The organism is Microcystis sp. LE19-84.1B (genome assembly GCF_027531875.1).
Classification (GTDB): Bacteria; Cyanobacteriota; Cyanobacteriia; order Cyanobacteriales; family Microcystaceae; genus Microcystis; species Microcystis panniformis.
Genome location: NZ_JAPZSR010000442.1, coordinates 1 through 18,679 on the forward strand (window position 1 = coordinate 1; position 18,679 = coordinate 18,679).

Consider the following 18,679-nt stretch of genomic DNA (forward strand, 5'->3'; position numbering starts at 1 on the left):
ATTTTTGCCTCAAACCCTATCGGCGTAAGAACTTCAGGATTTTGTGTCCAGTAGTTCATTAGTATTTCATTGCTTGAACTCAGGCTCTGTAAGACTTTTAGCCATAGCTAGTATGTTTATACGGGGGAAGTCCAGTTATAACATATAATTAATTTGCAAGAGTTCTAATTAAAGAAAAAGAGGCGGATATTTTTGCGGCTAATTTCTTAATTGATACTGGAGATTGGCAGAGATTTATCGCCAATAATTCTCTGAATAGAAAAGCTATTAATCAATTTGCCGAACAACTAGGAATACACCCTGGTATTATTGTTGGTAGAATGCAACATGAGCAAATTATTTCTTATCAAAACTGTAATGATCTCAAGGACAAATATTGTCTAAATAGGCAGGATTCCTTTTTGGTATTGACGAGCGACTCCCCAAAAGGAAAACTTCCTATCTCACCCTTGAGATAACTGCTGTAAGCGGAGATTACTATGGATAAATTTGACAATAACTAACAAAATTGCGATAAAATCAAAAAAAGTCAGGGAGAGGATAGTTATGCTCGATCTTGCGAAATTAGCGGCAAAAATGCCAGGGATTAGTCAACATTTTCAACAGGAAGTGGCAGCTAGTCGTGAGCGAGTGCAACGGGCTAAAATTCTTTTAGAACAGGCTCAACAGCAACAGGAAAAACTGCTAGAACTCTATCATAACTGGCACGATCGCCTAATTTTCTCCGTCGCGCTACCGATCGAACCTCTCGACACCCGCGTTACTATCCTTCCTGCTCCCGAAAGTCATAGCGTTTTTGCCACGGATGGTTCCCAAATTGCCCCTTCTCACCACGAAATCGCCTACTGTTATCTAATTAATATCGGTAGGATCATGTTGCACTATGGCCAAAATTTACACCCGCTCCTTGATAGCATCCCCGAAGTCTATTACAAATCGGAAGACCTCTACATTTCTAAACAGTGGGGTATTCGCGTGGATGAGTGGATGAGTTATCGTCGGACGGTATTAGAAAGCCAAATGTTAGCGGAAATGGCTACTCGTTGGGTAAAACCCCCCGGCGCCCATTATGAACCAAATTTAGCCCTTGTGGATGGTTCTTTGATCTATTGGTTTATCGATAGTCTCCCCCCGGAAGCAAAAGATTTAATTTTGCCACCGATTTTTCAGTCTTGGGACGATTTGCGCTCGGCTAAAATCCCGCTTATGGGTTATATTAGTGCTTCTCGTAGCACGGAAGGCTTAAATTTCCTGCGTTTACAATCTTGTCCCCATGATACTCCCAATTGCCTGATCAATTGCGGTGATTTAGACCCAGAAAAAACTCCTTGTCGCGTTGTCGATCCTCTCCGGGATGCTTCTCTCTGGGGTTATTTATTGGAACCGGGGCAAAGAAGTCCTTTTTGGCGCAGTTCTTTGAAGATACTCGATCTTTATGGGGATGAACATCGCATTTACTTCTGTTATCTCCATGTGGGGACGGAAATCGCTAGGGTAGAGGTTCCTGCTTGGGTGGTGGAGGAGGGAGAATTACTCGATCGCTCTTTGAGTATTTTACTGGCCCAGGTGTTAAAAGGTTATGGTTATCCGATCGCCTTAGCGGAAGCGCACAATTTAGCGGTGATTAAAGGTGGCGATCGCTTGCGTTTTTTTGCCCTTTTGGAACAACAGATGATTAAAGTCGGTTTACAGGATGTGGGAACATCTTATAAGGAAGCTAGAAAACGCAGTAGTATCGCTTAATTGAGGAGGCAGCAGATGGGGAGTGGTTATGCTAAATCCAGTTATTGCGTGAGTGCCTCTCTTGATATGTAGCCCATACTCAAGGGATGGCCGTATTACTTCCGATTTTATCACTCAATCCAAGTCTTTGGGGGGTTCTACCCCCCAACCCCCCCGTTGGGGGCGTGGCGCCGCCCCCAAACCCCCCGCGCATTAGTTTTTCGGTGGGATGCTTACACGCAGCTGCTGATACATCTGTAATAATTTAAGAGTCACTCCACTTGCAGGAGTGCCTCTTTGCGTTATTTCAGCTTCTATTTTCAAGTCAGGAGACTGGGAGCAGGGAGATGGGAGACCACTTCGTGCGCGTTGCGGGGGAGATGGGAGATGGGGAGTGGTCACTGATAACTGATAACTGATAACTGATAACTGGTCACTGATAACTGAAAAAGGTGGGAATTACCCACCTTAAACTTGATTTTTGCCGAATTTGTCTAGCGACTGCTACGATCTTGGTCTAAGACGCTGACGGGGAAATTATTATAACTAACGTGATGTTTGCTAGTTTTTTGAATTTCTTCTTTGATTTGATCTAGATCAACATAGCGATCGGCTACATTAATTAAACTATCACTGGTCATCGATCGCAAACTAACCACTTCCACTCGCGCACCGCGGTAACTGACGGAATCGGCAGCATAGGCCAAATCCCCATCACCACTGACAATGACTGCGGTATCATAGGAACCGACTAGCGCCATTAAATCCACGGCGATTTCCACGTCGAGATTGGCTTTTTTGGAACCATCGGGTAATTGTACTAGATCTTTAGCGATGACTCGATAACCGTTGCGACGCATCCAGAGGAGAAATCCCTGCTGTTTTTCGTTAGTGCGATCAACTCCAGTATAAAAGAAGGCGCGCAAGAGACGAGAACCAGCAGTTAAACGACAAAGTAATTTGGTGTAGTCAATTTCGATACCTAATTGCAGAGCCGCATAAAATAAATTAGAACCATCGATGAAAATCGCCACACGACCGCGATTTTCTAGCACTTGTTCGGGGGTGAAGACTGGGGCCGTGTCATAATCATCAAACATTTTATTTTTCCTCGTTTGTTAAAAGTTTAGTGTTGGGTGTTTGCCAGTTGTATCCCAAAGGACAACAGACCTTAAAAAATAGAGTTATCAAAAAATTCCTTTAGGAATCGTTTAACGGCAGTTCTAGTTTAGAAAAGATCGGTTCAGGTGTTCCTAGTTGTGGATTTGTGGGTAATCCCCATTGACAGTGTTGGGAAAAAGAGACACCATCAGGGGAGTTTTCCCCATCCTCCGACCTGAAAGTATTAAAATCAATAACAAAACCTAGTTGTTGATAAATTTTACTGCTCAAGGTCGGTATTATCGGTGAGAGTAGGTAGGCAGAGAGTCTTACGGATTCCAAAACTGCGTAGAGGACTTGTTCTACCGCTGCTTGTTGTTTCTGTTTAAATAAACTCCAGGGCGCACTCTCATCGATAAACTTGTTACTAGCGCGAATTAACGCCAATATTTCCTCACAGGCTTGATTAAATTGTAGCGCATCATACTTCTGTTCAACAATAACCCCTAGATTGATCCCCATATTCTTAAGACGATTGTCGTTGGGGATATCTACGCCAGTCAACTGGGGGGGGATATTTTGGCAGTATTTTTTGACCATGCCTAGGGTGCGATTGAGGAGGTTGCCTAAATCGTTGGCTAAATCCGCGTTAAGAATATTAACAAATCTGGTTTCCTGAAAATCGCCATCCTGTCCTAATTCAATCTCTTTAACGAAATAGTAACGGACGGCATCGGCTCCATAGCGATCAACCAAATCGAAGGGATCGAGGGTATTACCGAGACTTTTGCCCATTTTACGCCCATCTTTGGTCAAAAAGCCGTGGCCGAATACTCTTTTAGGCAAGGGTAAACCCGCCGACATTAGCATAGCTGGCCAATAAATGGCATGGAATCTTAATATATCTTTACCGATCAGATGCAGATCGATCGGCCACCATTTGGCCAAGGCATTTTCTAGGGTGGGTTCGTCTTCGGGGTCGAGAAGGGCGGTAACATAGCCAAGAAGGGCATCAAACCAGACGTAGATGGTATGCTGACCATCGTGGGGAATAGGAAACCCCCAAGCGACATTAACCCTAGAGATAGAGAAATCCTGTAGTCCTTGGTTGACGAAGTTGAGAACCTCATTACGTCGGCTTTCTGGTTGAATAAAATTGGGTTGCTCTTGGTAAAGTTGTTCTAGTTGTGCTTGGTATTTAGAGAGACGGAAAAAATAGTTTTCCTCGTCGCGCCATTCGGCGGCCAGGTTAGTATGAATGGGACAACAGCCATTATCTAACAGTTCTCTTTTTTCCTTAAATTCTTCACAGGCAACGCAATACCAACCCTGTTGGCGATCAAGATAGATATCGCCCTTTTCCCAGACTCTTTCAAAAAATTCGTTAACAATTGCCTGATGACGGGGGGCAGTGGTACGACTAAAGCGATCATACTGGATCTGTAGCTTTGCCCAGAGATTGGCAAAACTGGTGACAATGCGATCGCATTGTTCTTGGGGATTGAGTCCTTTGGCTGCCGCAGTCCGTTCGATTTTCTGTCCGTGTTCGTCGGTTCCTGTGATTAGGAGAACAGAATTGCCCTGTAACCGCTTCCATCGTGCCATAACATCCGCTACGATCGTCGTGTAAGCACTACCGATGTGAGGGATGTCGTTGACATAATAAAGGGGTGTTGTTAAAGCAAATGTTTTTCGCTCATTCAAATCATTCATGAAATTTATTTTTTTAAATAGACGAGGCCGCCGTAAGGCTGATCCGTAGATGATTGGGAGATAATCCCGATATTTTATGATCCTCTAATTCTGTTTTATCCTTTAGTTGTGATCTAAGTCAATAAAAACAATCTTAAGGCCGATTTTTTTTTTCCATGACGCTGCTTACCCCCCTATCCACCTCTCGTTTAATTCTTGATACCACACGCACGAGTCTGTTTACCGTCGGTCAAGAAAATCTACCCAGCCAAGGAGTGGCGATCGTGGTAAGTAACCATCGCAGCTTTTTGGACGCGCCGATTTTAATTCAAGCTTTGGGCAAAACTCTCCCGATCGCCTGTCATCACTACATGGGAAAAACGCCGCTTTTGCGGGAATTAATCGGAGAATTGGGCTGTTTTCCCTTTGATACCCCTGAAAAACGCCACCGGACTTTTTTTCGGCAAGCAACGGATTTTTTACAGTCTGGACAATGGATCGGTTTATTTCCGGAAGGTGGATCGCCGATGTTAAATTTGACTGCTCCTCGTCAAATTAGCCGTTTTCAAAGCGGATTTGCCCATTTAGCCCTGCGTTGTCCCGTGGAGAATCTATCGGTCTTACCTGTGGCTATTCTCTCCGAGTCGGAAACTGCTATTAGTCCTTTTCCCGTGCGTTTGCTGCGCTGGTTAGATACCACAGAACCTTTATTCGATCAAGATGGTTGGCATCCTGTTGTATTTTATCATCGTGTCAAGGTGGCGATCGGTCGTCCCTACGGAATTACTGAGAGCGATCGCTCAGATTATCAAGGTAAACAAGGAAAAAAAGCCCTTAACCGTTTAATTGGTCATTGTCAGTCGGAAATTAGCGATTTATTGCTGAAAGGCTAAGTCAGCAGACAGGAGGCAGCCTTGAATCAGTTATCAGTTATCAGTTATCAGTTATCAGTTATCAGATGTAAGTTTTCAGTTCACTGATTACTGTTTACTGTTCACTGTTCACTGAAAATACTTCTCACTTCCTAACTCATAATTCATAATTGATAGTGGAGTGATTTGTTATAAGTAGGGAGGCACAATTATTTGTAGGATGGGTTAGCGGTAGCCTAAAATGATCGGGCGTTGGGTTTCATGCTTCAACCCAACCTACGTTCTAGGGTTGATTCAAGGTAGGGTTGATTCATGAATCAACCCTACCCCGACTGATTACTGTTTACTGTTCACTGAAAATACTTCCCACTTCCTAACTCATAATTGATAGTCCTTTTTCTGTTGCGCTAATATTCTGACTAGCTCTGCTTTCTTCATCTTGCTTAAACCAACGATTCCCTTTTCTTTGGCTAGACTCTTTAATTCAGAAACAGTCTTGAGTTTGAGAGTTTCTTCTGAAAATTCCTCAATCACTGCATCTTGTTGAGATTGAGGAGTGAGATAAAAGACAGTTTTGAGTAAATCTAATCCCTTCCCTTTTGTAATTCCACACTTGAGGGCAACAATTGAGTCTAAACTCTTCCAGAATTGACGGGGAGCCTCATCAATCCTAGCAGTAGCAGTAGCTAATTTAACTGTTTTTATTGGGCTATTCGGTTGTTCAATCAAGAACTGTAAAGCAGATTTAATTTCTTCTCTTGAAGCTGTTGACAGATTTATTTTTGGGGTTTCTTCTCTTGCCAAAGCTCTGGATATATTCCTAGCATCTTCTGTTCCATCGGCAATAATACACCAAATTCTTTCTAGTCCAGCCCTTTCAGCCACAGCATAAACAAATGAGTTGCCGATAACTTCATAGCGATCCTCTGATAGTTCTTTGACGATTACAGGCAGCCAATTGCGTCCACCTGTCTGCTGTAATAGTTTGGCAGTAACTTCAATTAAAAAACTATCAGCATCGGTCCCATTGGTAATTTCTATTTCATCTAAGTAGAGATACTTCAAAGTACCAATATCGGTATATTCCATCATTGTAAAAAATACTCCTTTGCTAAGTCTTTGTAGTAGTCATAAACTGAACGATGTTTATAAACGGCTGGCACGCGAGCGAAAGCAGCACTGGCTATAATAGCGTATTCTGGCAGGTGGTGAATATGTAAATCTTTTTTGGCATTAGTGTATCTGGGATAAAAATAGGGTACAAGGTTTTTGTCATTTTCTAGTATTTGATCAATTTCTTTTTGGGCAATCTCTAACTGTGGTTGAGTAATCTTCTCACCGTTGAAAAAAATTGGTAAGGCTATGGGAGTCCCATCTTTTTTTAATTTTTGCATTGGCGGCAGAAACTCCTTGATGGCAATAGCTGCATTATTAAGGGAGAATGAATTGTTATGTTTTGTGGGTAAGAGGACAACATCAGCAGCATAAACAGCCAGCTGGCTAGTAAATCGCCAATTGGGAGCTGCATCTATAAAGATGTAATCATATTCATATCTAGCTAAGTCTAATTTTCTATGGAGAGTGGATATTTTCATGTGAGGATGATAGTCAGACTCCGTAAGCTCTGCTATTTTATTATCAGCAGGAACAACATCGAAAGTAATTTTTAATTTTTTAGTCTGAAAAATGTAGATATAGGGACGAATCACTGATTTTATATCAATATTACGGTCAGTTAAAGCCTTTTCTAGTAGTCCATCTTCTGGTTCCATATTTAGGATAGATTTAGTTAAATCTCGTTGATTAAAATCAAAGTCTAAAACTAGAACTTTTTTACCTAAAAAAGCAAGAATAGCCGCAAGATTTATGGTTGTGGTGGTTTTGCCTACACCGCCTTTATTATTGTAAACAGTAACCGTTAATGCTTTGGGAGTGTTGTCAATTTTTGTCTTGATCAGAGCTATAGTATCATCAATGTTATCAGGGGTTAGCTCTATGCAAGTAGTGGCAGGAAAAATGATTTTACCATGTTTTCTAAATAACTGGATGTGTGAACCGTTAGTGATAATTCCCCATTGGGCTGCTTGACACTTAGTCCCTAATAACTGACGCTTTAACTGATTGACAGTTGCCTTATAACCTGGACTATTTTCAGTTAAGTTAGTATATCTATCTTTTAACTCTATCAGCAGAAAAGGATTACTCTTTGTCTGCAAAAAAATATCGTTTGCTAGGTTTCTCCGAGTGGCAAAGTCGGTAATCCCACCGCCTCCCGTTTCGTACTCTGGAATTCTCTCCGTGGTTGAAAATCCTAAATATGATATTAGGTAAGGTGCAAAGTTGGTGCTAACGATCGCCTGAGACGCATCTTGAGGCAAATGCTGAAGATAAGATTTGAGACTTTTTACTTTGGGGGTGTTATCTTTCATTTGAGTTCACAAACTATAGACTAAAGTTGATGAATTACTGTTTTTTTGATTATAATACTAAATCCAGTTATTAAAAACTGATTATTTATTCCCCGTCTTGCCTTTTGCATGAGTAGAAAACGGGTTTCTCCGAGAAACCCGTTTTCTGTGGGTTACTCAACGGATTTAGTATAACACCCCATTTCCTCAACCCCTAAACCATTATGGAAAAATTAACTAATCTCGATCGCATTGCTGAAGAAATTTTAGGTTTAATTCCAACAGAAACGGTTATCATTGCCGAATTTGACGGTGATGGTATTTATTATCGTGCGGGTGCGGGTAAAAACACCCAGGCAATTGTGGGCAAAAGGGGTGATATTGCCACGTCGGGATTGTGTACGGTGGTTTACCAGGGGAGTTGTCCGGTGGTGGTGGGACAAACCCTAGGAGATAATCGCATCCGTCAGGATATAGCGGTGGCTTTGGGGATAAAAACGGCTTTAGCTGTGCCAATTAGGGTTAATAATCGGTTATTTGGTGCAGTAATGCTTTTAAACCGTCTCGATGGTCAGGAATTGACCGATCGAGATAGTTTGTTAGTGGAGGAATATCTGAACTCGCTACTCAGAGATGAGGGATAGAAGCGGTTGGGTAATCCAGTTGAATGCTACGGCGATTTGATGGTTAAGGGTGGGCAGACGGTAGAGATAGACTAAGCGACGGGTAAGATGGGCAAGGGGACCGGCTAATTCTAGTCCTAAACCGCTAATCGTAGCTTCATCGACTCCGAGGGTCAACATTTCGCCTAAAGGTTGATAACGGAAGGGTAAAGCCGGTTTATCGTGGAAACTCGCCCAAATATTCCAAGCGCAGTAGTCGGACTGTTGAAGGGCGACCTGAGCCGTGGCAGCGTAGGGTTTATCCTCTTGATCGCGACTATCGGCCGCATCGCCGATCGCGTAGATGCTAGAGTTTTCGACAGTTTGTAAATATTGATTAACTTTTAGTAATTTGCGCTCATTATGTGCTATGGGCAAATTAGCGAGCAGTGGAGAGGCGATCGGACTAACGGTCCAGAGAATTAGATCAACGGGGATATTGTCGATCTGTCCTTTGTAGTCAAGGGAGAGGCGATCAGCTTGGATATCGGCGACGGTGGTTTCTAGGTCTAACCAAACTAGACGTTTTTCTAGGGCTTTTTTGGCGGTGTCGCGGTTAAATTGGGTTGAAGGGCCAAGTATATCGGGGTTTCTTTCGATCAGACGAATTCTTCCCCTTTCTCCGAGGCGATCGGCCAGCTTACAGGCTAATTCTACGCCGCTATAACCGCCCCCGATAATGGCGACCCGAATTTTATCGCGATCGGATTTTTCTAGGGTTTTGAGTCGATCCTGAAGACGATAGGCATCCTCTAGACTACGAAAGGGGATAGCGTGGGTTTTGGCCCCGGGTAGGAATTCAAGGGAAGATTGACCACCGAGGGCGATCACGAGGCGGTCATAGCATATATCGTTTTGATTGTCAAGGGTTATTTTATGATTATTAATATTGATCGCCGTGACGGTTCCCTGTTGGAAGTTAACGGGGGTATTGGCGAGCAATTCGCTGAAAGGGGGAGCAATTTCCCAGGATTGTAGTTCTGAGGTGACTAATTCGTAGAGAAGGGGAGAAAATAAAAAGCGATCGCTTTTATCAATTAAGGTAATTTGGGGGGGGTGTTGATCGGTCCAAGGCAATTGACTCAAACGTAGAGCAGTATAGAGTCCACCAAAACCACCACCGAGAATACAAATTTTTGGGATTGAGTCAGTCATATCGATCGCTGAGGGTTTTGTTTCTTATTTTGACACTCCCTGCCATAAAATGGACGGGGAACCTTAAACCCAAATTTTCGGTAAAGCGAGGAAAGAAAAATGTTTTTATTTATCTACCCAGCCAAATCGTCAGCAAAGCCATAATTGTAGCCAGAAAAAGGATATGATTCATCCAATCGTCGAAAGACCAATTTTTAAACATAATCACTATTAGCGTAGAAAACTTTTAAACCTACATCCAATCCTACACATTTTTTAGTCGGTTCTAGCGGTTTTGCCTATTCCCGAATATCAACGCTTAGACAGAATTGGAGATAATAAACATTTGAACGATTATTTTTCTGAAACTTAGGATAATCATTGTTTATCGACCTCAAACAACTATTTATAGGCTAACTTATACAGCAGAGATTGTCAAGATTTAAGTCGTGCTTCGCTGTTTTATATTGGTTGGAGTTTCATCTCGTTAAAAGCGAGGGTCTTCACCCCGACATTTGAGATAAAATTAAGATTAGAGCTTAGGAGCGAGGAAAAACCTAACCAGAAGAATTTTTAGGTGAATCCTAATTGAGATGGGAGTCTTTGGGAATAACATCCAAACCGAGGAGAACCTTTTGAGTATTGGACATATCGCCGATAATTCTTTGTAGGGGTGGGGGAAGTTGTTTGACTAAAGTAGGAGTTACGAGAATTTTATCCTGTTCCGCTAATTGCGGCTGTTCGAGAACATCAATTATTTCTACCGTATAAAGATCGGATAACTCCTCGCGACAGATACGAAAAATATTGGCGATCGCCCTCTGGGATTTACTTGAATCGCCCATAATGTAGAGTTTGAGAAGATATTGACTCATGATTGCGTGTTATTGAACAGTTTAATGTTGCTGAGACCGATATAGTATTTACGATAGAAAGAGACGAGATAACCCATCAATTCCAAGACCATGAGACGACCTTCGCTAACGTAGGCCTGCGCTTTGGCCAGGGTGACATCCTGATTTTTTTGGCGTAGGGTGGTGGTATGAATATCCACCACATCGCGAGGACTAGCTTTTAAGAATCCTAGCTTATCGGCCAAGCTTCGCAGTCGTTCCGATAGATTATGTTCGACTTTGTATGCTTGTTCTTCTAAAGCTAAATCTAATAACTCTCCGTAATTTTGGACTAATTCTTGAAAAATATCGGGGATACTCTGCCTGATTGCCTCAGAACCGAACATTTTCGCCGTGATGCTAGTTTGTCCTCCCTTGATTAACTGTTCCAGTTCGCGAAATTCATCTTCCTGTTGTTGATGTTTAAGATTGAGGATATATTGCTGACGCTCGATCGCCACACGAATTTGATAGACTAAAAGACTACTATCGATATTATTTAACTGAATATAACCGTCAGCACCCATTTGAAAGGCTTTAACGACTAATTTCTCATCATTGCTAGTAGTTTGAACCACTATCGGTATATCAGAGGCTAATTCTCTGGTTTTGACTAGAATATTTAAGCCGGGGGGGACAGAGATTTCCAAGCTTAAGAGGATGATATCAAATTTCTCCCCTGCCAGTTTTTCGGCAGTTTCCTCTAGATCGTGAGCTTGGGTGAGGGTAAAAGTCAACCCCCCGGCCAAGGAACATTGGGGGGCCTTTAACAGCAATCTCTGGATTAATTTAACAGTTGTCGGCTCATCCTCTATCAATAAAATCCTACAGAGATCCCTAGTCATTGTTAATCGATCGCTAAAATTATCTTTTTTTCCCCTACTTTCATAGTACGCCCATCTTTGGGAAACGCAAGGACAAAATCACCATCTAGCACCCGCTATCTCGAAGTCTTATATAGACTAAGCTGAAATCACAGGCACTCAAAGCGGTTAACCTACGAGCAAAAAGACTATTGTGAAGCATCACTTAAAAATTGACGATCAAGTTTACTGCCATTGAGCGTGAATGCTTGGATGGAGTAAACGCTCAACCGGTTGACCGTTTTTTAAATGTTCCTCGACAATCTGATTGACATCCTCTGGTTTAACACGACAGTACCAAGTTTCCTCGGGAATAATCCTCACCGTGGGGCTAGTGCTACACTGTCCTTGACAACCACTGGTCATAACGATGACATCTTCTGGGAGAGTTGCCGTTTGCCATGCTAAAAGAAGCTCGGACGCACCCTGCACCAAACAGGAAGAATGCTGACAGACCATCACAAATCGCTTTTGGGGATAAGACATATTACCTAAAAAGTTGCAAAATTAGATAGTTCCCTGGGTATATTCTTGGGAGAGGCTTTGGGGAAGTATAGTTTTATTTTGCCCCGAATCCCCGATACTGGCAACACAAAAAAGGGGGCTGAAAAATTAACCATCAATCTTTAAAATAGAATTGGGAGAAAAATTTAGTCAATCAAGAGGGTAAAAGTGGCATTCGCTAGTCATTGGATCATGTTAGGTTTATTACTGGGTTTTGCTGTTGCCCATAGCGGATTAGCCAGTTTACGAATGCGGGGAGAAGCTATCATCGGTGCGCGACTGTATCGGGTATTATTTGCCCTTGTGAGTATTCCTCTAGCAGTAATTTTAGTAGTTTATTTCTTCAATCATCGTTATGATGGTTTGCTTCTCTGGCAAGTACAGGGAGTAACCGGAGTTAAAACCCTAGTTTGGATACTTTCGGCCATTTCTTTTTTCTTTCTCTATCCTGCCACCTTTAACCTGCTGGAGATCGCCGCTATCCAAAAACCCCAGGTTCATCTCTACGAAACCGGCATTCTGCGCGTTACCCGTCATCCCCAGATGGTAGGACAGGTGATCTGGTGTATTGCCCATACCCTCTGGTTAGGGACAAGCTTTACCCTATTAACTTCCCTGGGTTTAATTGCTCATCATCTTTTTGCCGTCTGGCATGGCGATCGCCGGTTAGAGAACCGTTACGGAGAGGCATTTTTAAAGGTCAAAGAACGCACCTCAGTGGTTCCCTTTTTAGCGATTATCGATGGTCGGCAAAGTCTAAAATGGCAAGAATTCCTTCGTCCTGCCTATCTAGGAGTAACAGGGTTTATTTTACTCCTCTGGTGGGCGCATCCTTGGCTAATGCAAGCAACAAGTAAAATTTATTGGTGATTTTGCTCCCAACCTCTTTCCTGTTGATCCCGATTGGTGTAGAATGGCTTCTATATCAAAATAAAGTTTTCATAAAATACGTTTAGACATGATACTATCTGTCAACGAAAAGAGCTTCCCTAAGCTAGTTTTAGAATCTTCCCGTCCGGTTCTCGTGCATTTTTGGGCTCCTTGGTGTGGTTTATGTCGTTTAATCCAACCCACCCTCTTGTCTTGGCAAAATGACTGTCAAGGTGCGATTCAATTAGTCGGTGTCAATGCCGATAATAATTTTAAATTAGCTAATAGTTTTCGTCTGCGTAGTCTGCCTACTTTAATTCTCTTCGATCGAGGTGTTCCCGTTCACCGTCTGGAGGAAATTCACAGTCGCGAGGAATTGCAACAAACCCTGCAACTAATAGTCAAAAATCAAATCCCGCGTTCAGCTTAAGTAGCTGGTTATAATTAAATTGAAGATATATTTTGGGTTCGATCCCCCCTTAATCCCCCCTTAATAAGGAGGGTGCCGATCCCCCCTTAATCCCCCCTTGATAAGGAGGGTGCCGATCCCCCCTTAATCCCCCCTTAATAAGGGGGGTGCCGATCCCCCCTGCCCCCCTTGATAAGGGGGGTGTCTGATAGTTTTTAACACCTGCCTGCTTAAGGGAAAGATACCTTTTCTGATGGGACTGGCAGAGATAATATAATAGGACAAAAAGTAGATAATCCCAATTGCTACAACTCCCATAGTTCACCCAGTTCAAAAATTTAGGAGGCTTGAAAAAAATGCCGATTGGTGTGGCTGAATTTGTCGAAAACCAAGAAACTCGCTGTCCTGTGGTACTACTACTAGATACCTCCGGTTCAATGCAAGGAGAACCGATTAAGGCTCTCAATGATGGTATCAAAACCTTTCAGGAGGATGTGATGCGGGATACCCAAGCGACGTTGAGTGTAGAAACCGCCATTGTCACCTTTGGTAAGGGAGGGGTTAAAACCGTGCAAGATTTTGTCGGGATTGACCAATTTACGCCACCGACTTTAACCGCAGGAGACTTAACTCCCATGGGAAAAGCGATTGAATTGGCCTTAGATTTAATCGAAGATCGTAAAGCGATTTATAGAAATAATGGTATCCAATATTATCGCCCCTGGATATTTTTAATTACTGATGGTGCGCCTACGGATCAATGGAATCTGGCAGCGCAACGGGTAAAACAAGCCGAAGCAGAAAATCGGGTTTTATTTTTTTCTGTAGGTGTTCAGGGTGCTGATATGGAGAAGCTCAAACAGATTTCTAATAATCCCCCCGTGTTACTCAACGGTTTAGATTTTCGGGATTTATTTCAGTGGTTAAGTAACTCAATGAAACGAGTTTCTGGTGGTAAAATTGGAGAAGCGATCGCTTTACCACCAGTGAATTGGGGACAAATTACCACCTAGAGGACAGTTAATTATGTGGAGAACATTATGTCAGTCAGTGGTCGGTAGTTTTCACATCCAAACGGGATTACCCTGTCAAGATTACGGTGCTTATAAATTATTGGGTCAGGATGTTTTGATTGGAGCCGTGGCCGATGGGGCCGGTAGTGCCAAACATTCGGATTTAGGTGCGAAAATAACAGTTAAAGCAGCGCTGCAATTTTTAGAGGAAAATCTCAAAAAAACAGCATTAGCTGCCACTGGAACTGAAGCCGAATTAAAGGAAATATTCCGGCGACTGTTGGCTTATGTTCAGCAAATTCTCCAAAAAGAAGCCGAAAAAGAACGGTTAGACATTAACGATCTAGCGACAACTTTACTGGTTGTTTTGGTTACTTCAAAACGGTTAGCGGCGATGCAGATAGGAGACGGTTTTATTGTGTTCAAACCTCTGGGGGGAAATTATCAATTACTGTTGCAGCCTGACAAGGGAGAATATATCAATGAAACCACTTTTGTTACTTCTAGTAATGCTGTGGAGGATATGCAAATAAAAGTTTTAACTGAGCCAGTTGCGTTTATTTGTGTGGCGACGGATGGAGTGGAAAAGGTATCGATCGATTATAAAAATTGGCAGCCTTTTCCGCCTTTTTTTCAGCCATTAGAGGAATATTTGCAACAGACAGAAACGCCATTGCAGGAAGATCTCAAAGAATTTTTAGAGCGGGAGGATTTAAATAAGTTAACAACCGATGATAAAACCTTACTCCTAGCTTTTTGTTTAGAAACCGGGTTTGTTTAAGAAACCCGGTTTCTGGCTCTGGCAAAAAGTAATATTCAGGTAGAACCTGAAGGGAGCGTTCCCAGGTAGAACCTGGGAACGAGATAACCTAATATTAACGAATCTACCTCAAACAATCGTGAGCAAAAAATATATCAAAAGTAATCTGTAGGTTGGGTTGAGGAACGGGGCCCAACTCAATTATTAAAAAATGTTGGGTTTCACTGTCGTTCAACCCAACCTACGATGGGACTAAGGCGCTACCTTGGAACCTAATATTAACGAATCTACCTCAAACAATGAAGTACGAATGGGAGCAAGACAAGAGCGACGCTAACTTAGAGAAGCACGGACTGAGTTTTGAGGATGCACCGCTAGTTTTTGGTGGTAAATGTGTTACCTTCGAGGATAGCCGTTTCGTTTATGGTGAGATAAGATATATTACGCTTGGCAAATTGAAAGGTCGAGTTGTCTTAATCGTCCATACCCCTCGCTCTAATAAAACTCGTATAATCTCAATGAGAAAGGCAAACAATCGTGAGCAAAAAATCTATCAAAAGCGACTTGAAGAGAATTGATGCGATGACGGATGAGAATATCGATTATTCTGATATTCCGCCATTAGGTGATGAATTCTTTACCCAAGAAACAGTATCTTTTTCGACATCAAAGCAGCAATTAACCATCCAACTAGATCAAGATATATTAGAATGGTTAAAAGCTCAAGGGAAAGGATATGAGACACAAATTAACTACATCTTGCGGGAAGTGATGGAACAGCAGCAGCAGTAAAAAACAATGAACCTGATTTGATTACATCTACCCCAAACAATCGTGAGCAAAAAATCTATCAAAAGTAATCTGTAGGTTGGGTTGAGGAACGAAACCCAACTTAATTATTAAAAAATGTTGGGTTTCACTATCGTTCAACCCAACCTACGATGGGACTGAACAGCATAAATACTCGGAGATTTTTTGATGTCTTTAACTTATCGCTGTCAACTACAAAATCGTCTGATTACCCTGACGCAAGAATTGGCCAACAGTGGCGAAGCGAAAGTATGGCACACTAACTTTAATGGGTACTTAGCGAAAATCTACCACAATCCCCATAATGAAAGGGTTGATAAATTACAGTTAATGGTGAGAAATCGGCCTGGGGATCCTAATGCTCATCTTAACCATATTTCCTTCGCTTGGCCCTATTCTATCTTGGAAGATAACCGGGGAGAAATCGTTGGTTTTTTAATGCCAGAAGTGGTTGGTTCAGAAACATTATTAAAGCTTTGTACGCGCAAATTGAGAAAACAATACAAGTTAGAAACTAATTGGTATTTTCTTCATGTAGTAGCGCGGAATATAGCCGCTATCATCCAAGCAATTCACCTTAAAGGTTATGTTTTGGGAGACATCAAGCTAGCAAATATCTTAGTAAATAATCGGGCGTTACCTACAATTATTGACACAGATTCATTTCAAGTATCAGATCCCTATAGCGGTAAAATATATCGGTGTTTAGTTGGCTCAGAAGGATTTACACCGGCGGAATTAATTGGAGTGAATATAGCAGATGTAGATCAAACAGAAGTGCATGATCGCTTTCGATTAGGAGTTGTTATTTATTATCTACTATTTAGCGGGCAGCCCTTTCAAGGAGTGTGGAAAGGAGCAGGAGATTCGCCAAAACCATCGGAACTAATTCGACGGGGACTCTGGCCTTTTTCTGCTGATAAATTGGTTGTACCTAGTGATAATACTATACCATTAAATATTTTACATCGCGACTTACACGCTTTATTTTTGCGTTGTTTCAATGATGGACATAAATTCCCCCACAGACGACCGACGGCTGAGGAATGGCGCGGTACTTTGGAGGTTGCATTAAATGAGGTTATACAATGTGGCAAAATTGATAGTCATTACTACAACCGCAGTTACGGAAAGTGTTATTGGTGTGAGCGATCCAGTAATTTAAAGGTTGATATTTTTCCGGGTAAAAGTATCGCTCCTGTGACACCTAAACCCCTACCTAAAGTACCCATTCCATCGCACTCTTCGCCACCACCTCGTCCAGTATCGCCACCACCTCGTCCAGTATCGATTAAATCACCTTCTGCACCTATACCTCCTCAACGATGGTCGCGGCGTAAAGTTTTAATAAATTTGGGATTAGTTACAGTAGGGACAGTCGCCAGTAATATTTTGGTTCAGTTTTTTCGTCAGAATTCTACTCCTACTCCTCCTTCACCTCGTACTTCAAGTTCTCCATCTGTCAGGTTTACAAAGCCAACCCCATTTACAGAAAACTTACCCAACGGACTAACACTAAAAATGGTGAACTTACCAGCAGGTCAATTTCTCATGGGATCTCCTGACAGTGATCCCGATGCTGAAAGTTGGGAAAAGTATCAACACCTAGTTAAAGTAAACAGTTTTGCGATTGGGAAATATCCAATTACTCAGGCACAATATGAAGCAGTAATGGGAACAACTCCCTCTAATTTTGCAAACAATCCGCAAAATCCGGTAGAACAGGTTAGCTGGGACGACGCTCAAGCTTTTTGTAAAAAATTGAGTCAAATAACAGGTAAAACCTATCGCCTACCGACAGAAGCGGAATGGGAATATGCTTGTCGTGCGGGAACTACCACTCGCTATTATTTTGGTGATGATGCTAATCAGTTAGGAGATTATGCTTGGTATAACGGAAATTCTCAAGATACAACTCATCCTGTGGGTCAGAAAAAGCCCAATGCTTGGGGACTATATGACATGAGTGGCAATGTTTGGGAGTGGTGCGAAGATAATTGGCATAATAGCTATAAAAATGCGCCAAGTGATGGAAGTGCTTGGCTAACAAATGATAATAATCTTAAGCTACTGCGGGGCGGTTCCTGGGTCAATCCTCCTGCTAACTGCCGTTCCGCTTCCCGCTACGACGGCATCGTCCTCAACGTCTTCCGCCGCGACGTCCACTACAGCAGCGTCGGTTTTCGGGTGGTGTGCGGTGCTGGGAGGACTCTGTAACCCTTATTTTCTTTTTACCCTTTTTTACTTTTTTCAATTTTTCTCTTTTTCCCGTCCTTAGGCGGGTCGATCTACCACCTCTCTCAATATACAAGGTTGGGTTGAGGAACGAAACCCAACCCAATTATTTAAAAGTGTTGGGTTTCACTATCGTTCAACCCAACCTACGCTCTACTGACTTAGGCGGGTCGATTTTTTTGAGCCGTAGGTTGGGTTGAGGAACGAAACCCAACCCAATTCTTTAAAAGTGTTGGGTTTCACTATCGTTCAACCCAACCTACGCTCTACTAACCTATTTTAGCTAATGCTTGTAGTAAAATGAAACAGGACACTCGACTTAACCCTTAACCTTACAAAAATCATCATGAATATTCAACTAAAACCAAATCAAGAACAATTTATCGAAAAACAGTTAAAAAGTGGCAGATTTAATAATTCAGAACAAGTCATATATACCGCTTTTTACTTGCTAGAAATCCTCGATCAAGATTACTTACAATGGGTAGAAGAAACTCGTCAACAAATTGACGTTGCCATAGCAGAATTAGATAATGGAGAGGGATTAGATGGAGAAAAGGTCATAAATGATATACTCGAAAAATTTAAAAAAGCGCAACAAAAATAATTATGAATCGTTATATTATTGCGCCTTCAGCCAGTCAAGATTTAAACAAGATTGCCGATTATTTTTTAGTAGTAAATATTGAAGCAGGTGAAAAACTATTCAGAAAATTTTACAAAAAGTGTCA

19 protein-coding genes and 1 pseudogene are annotated in these 18,679 nt (G+C 42.1%); 12 read left to right on the forward strand and 8 right to left on the reverse strand.

The window, feature by feature from the left end; translation table 11 throughout:
- Positions 1-167: 167 nt before the first annotated feature.
- Both O9324_RS24900 and O9324_RS24905 read left to right on the forward strand, forming a co-directional pair.
- Positions 168-458 (forward strand): annotated as a pseudogene (locus O9324_RS24900) (ImmA/IrrE family metallo-endopeptidase); the annotation flags it as partial.
- A gap of 88 nt (positions 459-546) precedes the next feature.
- The gene (locus O9324_RS24905; protein ID WP_288141604.1) at positions 547-1,743 is read left to right on the forward strand and encodes a DNA double-strand break repair nuclease NurA; all 1,197 of its coding nucleotides are present in this window, start codon (positions 547-549) and stop codon (positions 1,741-1,743) included.
- A gap of 473 nt (positions 1,744-2,216) precedes the next feature.
- Here the strand turns inward: O9324_RS24905 and O9324_RS24910 are convergent, their stop codons facing one another.
- Both O9324_RS24910 and metG read right to left on the reverse strand, forming a co-directional pair.
- Entirely contained in the window at positions 2,217-2,822 is a 606-nt protein-coding gene (locus tag O9324_RS24910) for a LabA-like NYN domain-containing protein (RefSeq protein WP_002743578.1), read from the reverse strand.
- Positions 2,823-2,922: 100 nt separating this feature from the next.
- Entirely contained in the window at positions 2,923-4,536 is a 1,614-nt protein-coding gene (metG, locus tag O9324_RS24915; protein ID WP_288141605.1) for a methionine--tRNA ligase, read from the reverse strand.
- A 155-nt stretch (positions 4,537-4,691) separates the two neighbouring features.
- Between metG and O9324_RS24920 the strand changes: the two genes are divergently transcribed.
- Positions 4,692-5,408 carry a lysophospholipid acyltransferase family protein gene (locus O9324_RS24920; RefSeq protein ID WP_288141606.1) on the forward strand — a complete coding sequence of 239 codons (717 nt, stop codon included), beginning with the start codon at positions 4,692-4,694 and terminating at the stop codon, positions 5,406-5,408.
- A 357-nt stretch (positions 5,409-5,765) separates the two neighbouring features.
- Here O9324_RS24920 and O9324_RS24925 read toward each other — a convergent pair whose 3' ends face one another.
- A complete protein-coding gene (locus O9324_RS24925) occupies positions 5,766-6,479 on the reverse strand; it encodes a Rho termination factor N-terminal domain-containing protein (RefSeq protein ID WP_288141607.1) in 714 nt (237 codons plus the stop codon).
- On the reverse strand, positions 6,476-7,816 hold the full coding sequence (locus O9324_RS24930; protein WP_288141608.1) for a ParA family protein: 1,341 nt from the start codon (positions 7,814-7,816) through the stop codon (positions 6,476-6,478). Before O9324_RS24930 ends, O9324_RS24925 begins: the two co-directional genes overlap by 4 nt.
- Before the next feature lie 203 nt (positions 7,817-8,019).
- Between O9324_RS24930 and O9324_RS24935 the strand changes: the two genes are divergently transcribed.
- Positions 8,020-8,439: a GAF domain-containing protein gene (locus tag O9324_RS24935; protein WP_288141609.1), complete on the forward strand. Its 420-nt coding sequence runs from the start codon at positions 8,020-8,022 to the stop codon at positions 8,437-8,439.
- On the opposite strand, the gene O9324_RS24940 is transcribed toward O9324_RS24935, so the two are convergent.
- The 4 genes from O9324_RS24940 to O9324_RS24960 all read right to left on the reverse strand — a co-directional run bounded on the left by O9324_RS24940 (position 8,419) and on the right by O9324_RS24960 (position 11,833).
- Positions 8,419-9,612 carry an NAD(P)/FAD-dependent oxidoreductase gene (locus O9324_RS24940; protein ID WP_288141610.1) on the reverse strand — a complete coding sequence of 398 codons (1,194 nt, stop codon included), beginning with the start codon at positions 9,610-9,612 and terminating at the stop codon, positions 8,419-8,421. The genes O9324_RS24935 and O9324_RS24940 overlap by 21 nt on opposite strands.
- A 563-nt stretch (positions 9,613-10,175) precedes the next feature.
- Positions 10,176-10,466, reverse strand: a complete 291-nt coding sequence (locus O9324_RS24950) for a circadian clock KaiB family protein (RefSeq protein WP_002752661.1) — start codon at positions 10,464-10,466, stop codon at positions 10,176-10,178.
- Positions 10,463-11,329 (reverse strand): response regulator, encoded by an 867-nt coding sequence (locus O9324_RS24955; RefSeq protein ID WP_287628369.1) that lies wholly within the window; start codon positions 11,327-11,329, stop codon positions 10,463-10,465. The genes O9324_RS24950 and O9324_RS24955 overlap by 4 nt, the downstream gene beginning before the upstream one ends.
- 204 nt (positions 11,330-11,533) lie before the next feature.
- A complete protein-coding gene (locus O9324_RS24960; RefSeq protein ID WP_287628371.1) occupies positions 11,534-11,833 on the reverse strand; it encodes a (2Fe-2S) ferredoxin domain-containing protein in 300 nt (99 codons plus the stop codon).
- A gap of 186 nt (positions 11,834-12,019) precedes the next feature.
- Between O9324_RS24960 and O9324_RS24965 the strand changes: the two genes are divergently transcribed.
- The 8 genes from O9324_RS24965 (at position 12,020) to O9324_RS25000 (ending at position 18,555) form a co-directional block, all read left to right on the forward strand.
- Positions 12,020-12,721, forward strand: a complete 702-nt coding sequence (locus tag O9324_RS24965; protein WP_016514591.1) for an NnrU family protein — start codon at positions 12,020-12,022, stop codon at positions 12,719-12,721.
- 88 nt (positions 12,722-12,809) lie between these two features.
- The gene (locus tag O9324_RS24970) at positions 12,810-13,151 is read left to right on the forward strand and encodes a thioredoxin family protein (protein WP_288141611.1); all 342 of its coding nucleotides are present in this window, start codon (positions 12,810-12,812) and stop codon (positions 13,149-13,151) included.
- 335 nt (positions 13,152-13,486) lie between these two features.
- The gene (locus O9324_RS24975; RefSeq protein WP_288141612.1) at positions 13,487-14,143 is read left to right on the forward strand and encodes a vWA domain-containing protein; all 657 of its coding nucleotides are present in this window, start codon (positions 13,487-13,489) and stop codon (positions 14,141-14,143) included.
- 13 nt (positions 14,144-14,156) lie between these two features.
- Entirely contained in the window at positions 14,157-14,924 is a 768-nt protein-coding gene (locus O9324_RS24980) for a PP2C family serine/threonine-protein phosphatase (RefSeq protein ID WP_288141613.1), read from the forward strand.
- 278 nt (positions 14,925-15,202) lie between these two features.
- A complete protein-coding gene (locus O9324_RS24985; protein WP_288141614.1) occupies positions 15,203-15,481 on the forward strand; it encodes a BrnT family toxin in 279 nt (92 codons plus the stop codon).
- Positions 15,482-15,485: 4 nt separating this feature from the next.
- A complete protein-coding gene (locus O9324_RS24990; protein ID WP_081417880.1) occupies positions 15,486-15,695 on the forward strand; it encodes a BrnA antitoxin family protein in 210 nt (69 codons plus the stop codon).
- A 186-nt stretch (positions 15,696-15,881) separates the two neighbouring features.
- The gene (locus O9324_RS24995) at positions 15,882-17,930 is read left to right on the forward strand and encodes an SUMF1/EgtB/PvdO family nonheme iron enzyme (RefSeq protein ID WP_288141615.1); all 2,049 of its coding nucleotides are present in this window, start codon (positions 15,882-15,884) and stop codon (positions 17,928-17,930) included.
- Positions 17,931-18,294: 364 nt separating this feature from the next.
- The gene (locus O9324_RS25000; RefSeq protein WP_288141616.1) at positions 18,295-18,555 is read left to right on the forward strand and encodes a ribbon-helix-helix domain-containing protein; all 261 of its coding nucleotides are present in this window, start codon (positions 18,295-18,297) and stop codon (positions 18,553-18,555) included.
- Positions 18,556-18,679: the final 124 nt, after the last annotated feature.

Excerpts from the sequence above, each read along its gene's own strand:
- O9324_RS24905 (WP_288141604.1), top strand. The coding sequence starts at position 547 with ATGCTCGATCTTGCGAAATTAGCGGCAAAAATGCCAGGGATTAGTCAA.
- O9324_RS24910 (WP_002743578.1), bottom strand. The coding sequence starts at position 2,822 with ATGTTTGATGATTATGACACGGCCCCAGTCTTCACCCCCGAACAAGTG.
- metG (WP_288141605.1), bottom strand. The coding sequence starts at position 4,536 with ATGAATGATTTGAATGAGCGAAAAACATTTGCTTTAACAACACCCCTT.
- O9324_RS24920 (WP_288141606.1), top strand. The coding sequence starts at position 4,692 with ATGACGCTGCTTACCCCCCTATCCACCTCTCGTTTAATTCTTGATACC.
- O9324_RS24925 (WP_288141607.1), bottom strand. The coding sequence starts at position 6,479 with ATGATGGAATATACCGATATTGGTACTTTGAAGTATCTCTACTTAGAT.
- O9324_RS24930 (WP_288141608.1), bottom strand. The coding sequence starts at position 7,816 with ATGAAAGATAACACCCCCAAAGTAAAAAGTCTCAAATCTTATCTTCAG.
- O9324_RS24935 (WP_288141609.1), top strand. The coding sequence starts at position 8,020 with ATGGAAAAATTAACTAATCTCGATCGCATTGCTGAAGAAATTTTAGGT.
- O9324_RS24940 (WP_288141610.1), bottom strand. The coding sequence starts at position 9,612 with ATGACTGACTCAATCCCAAAAATTTGTATTCTCGGTGGTGGTTTTGGT.
- O9324_RS24950 (WP_002752661.1), bottom strand. The coding sequence starts at position 10,466 with ATGAGTCAATATCTTCTCAAACTCTACATTATGGGCGATTCAAGTAAA.
- O9324_RS24955 (WP_287628369.1), bottom strand. The coding sequence starts at position 11,329 with ATGACTAGGGATCTCTGTAGGATTTTATTGATAGAGGATGAGCCGACA.
- O9324_RS24960 (WP_287628371.1), bottom strand. The coding sequence starts at position 11,833 with ATGTCTTATCCCCAAAAGCGATTTGTGATGGTCTGTCAGCATTCTTCC.
- O9324_RS24970 (WP_288141611.1), top strand. The coding sequence starts at position 12,810 with ATGATACTATCTGTCAACGAAAAGAGCTTCCCTAAGCTAGTTTTAGAA.
- O9324_RS24975 (WP_288141612.1), top strand. The coding sequence starts at position 13,487 with ATGCCGATTGGTGTGGCTGAATTTGTCGAAAACCAAGAAACTCGCTGT.
- O9324_RS24980 (WP_288141613.1), top strand. The coding sequence starts at position 14,157 with ATGTGGAGAACATTATGTCAGTCAGTGGTCGGTAGTTTTCACATCCAA.
- O9324_RS24985 (WP_288141614.1), top strand. The coding sequence starts at position 15,203 with ATGAAGTACGAATGGGAGCAAGACAAGAGCGACGCTAACTTAGAGAAG.
- O9324_RS24990 (WP_081417880.1), top strand. The coding sequence starts at position 15,486 with ATGACGGATGAGAATATCGATTATTCTGATATTCCGCCATTAGGTGAT.
- O9324_RS24995 (WP_288141615.1), top strand. The coding sequence starts at position 15,882 with ATGTCTTTAACTTATCGCTGTCAACTACAAAATCGTCTGATTACCCTG.
- O9324_RS25000 (WP_288141616.1), top strand. The coding sequence starts at position 18,295 with ATGAATATTCAACTAAAACCAAATCAAGAACAATTTATCGAAAAACAG.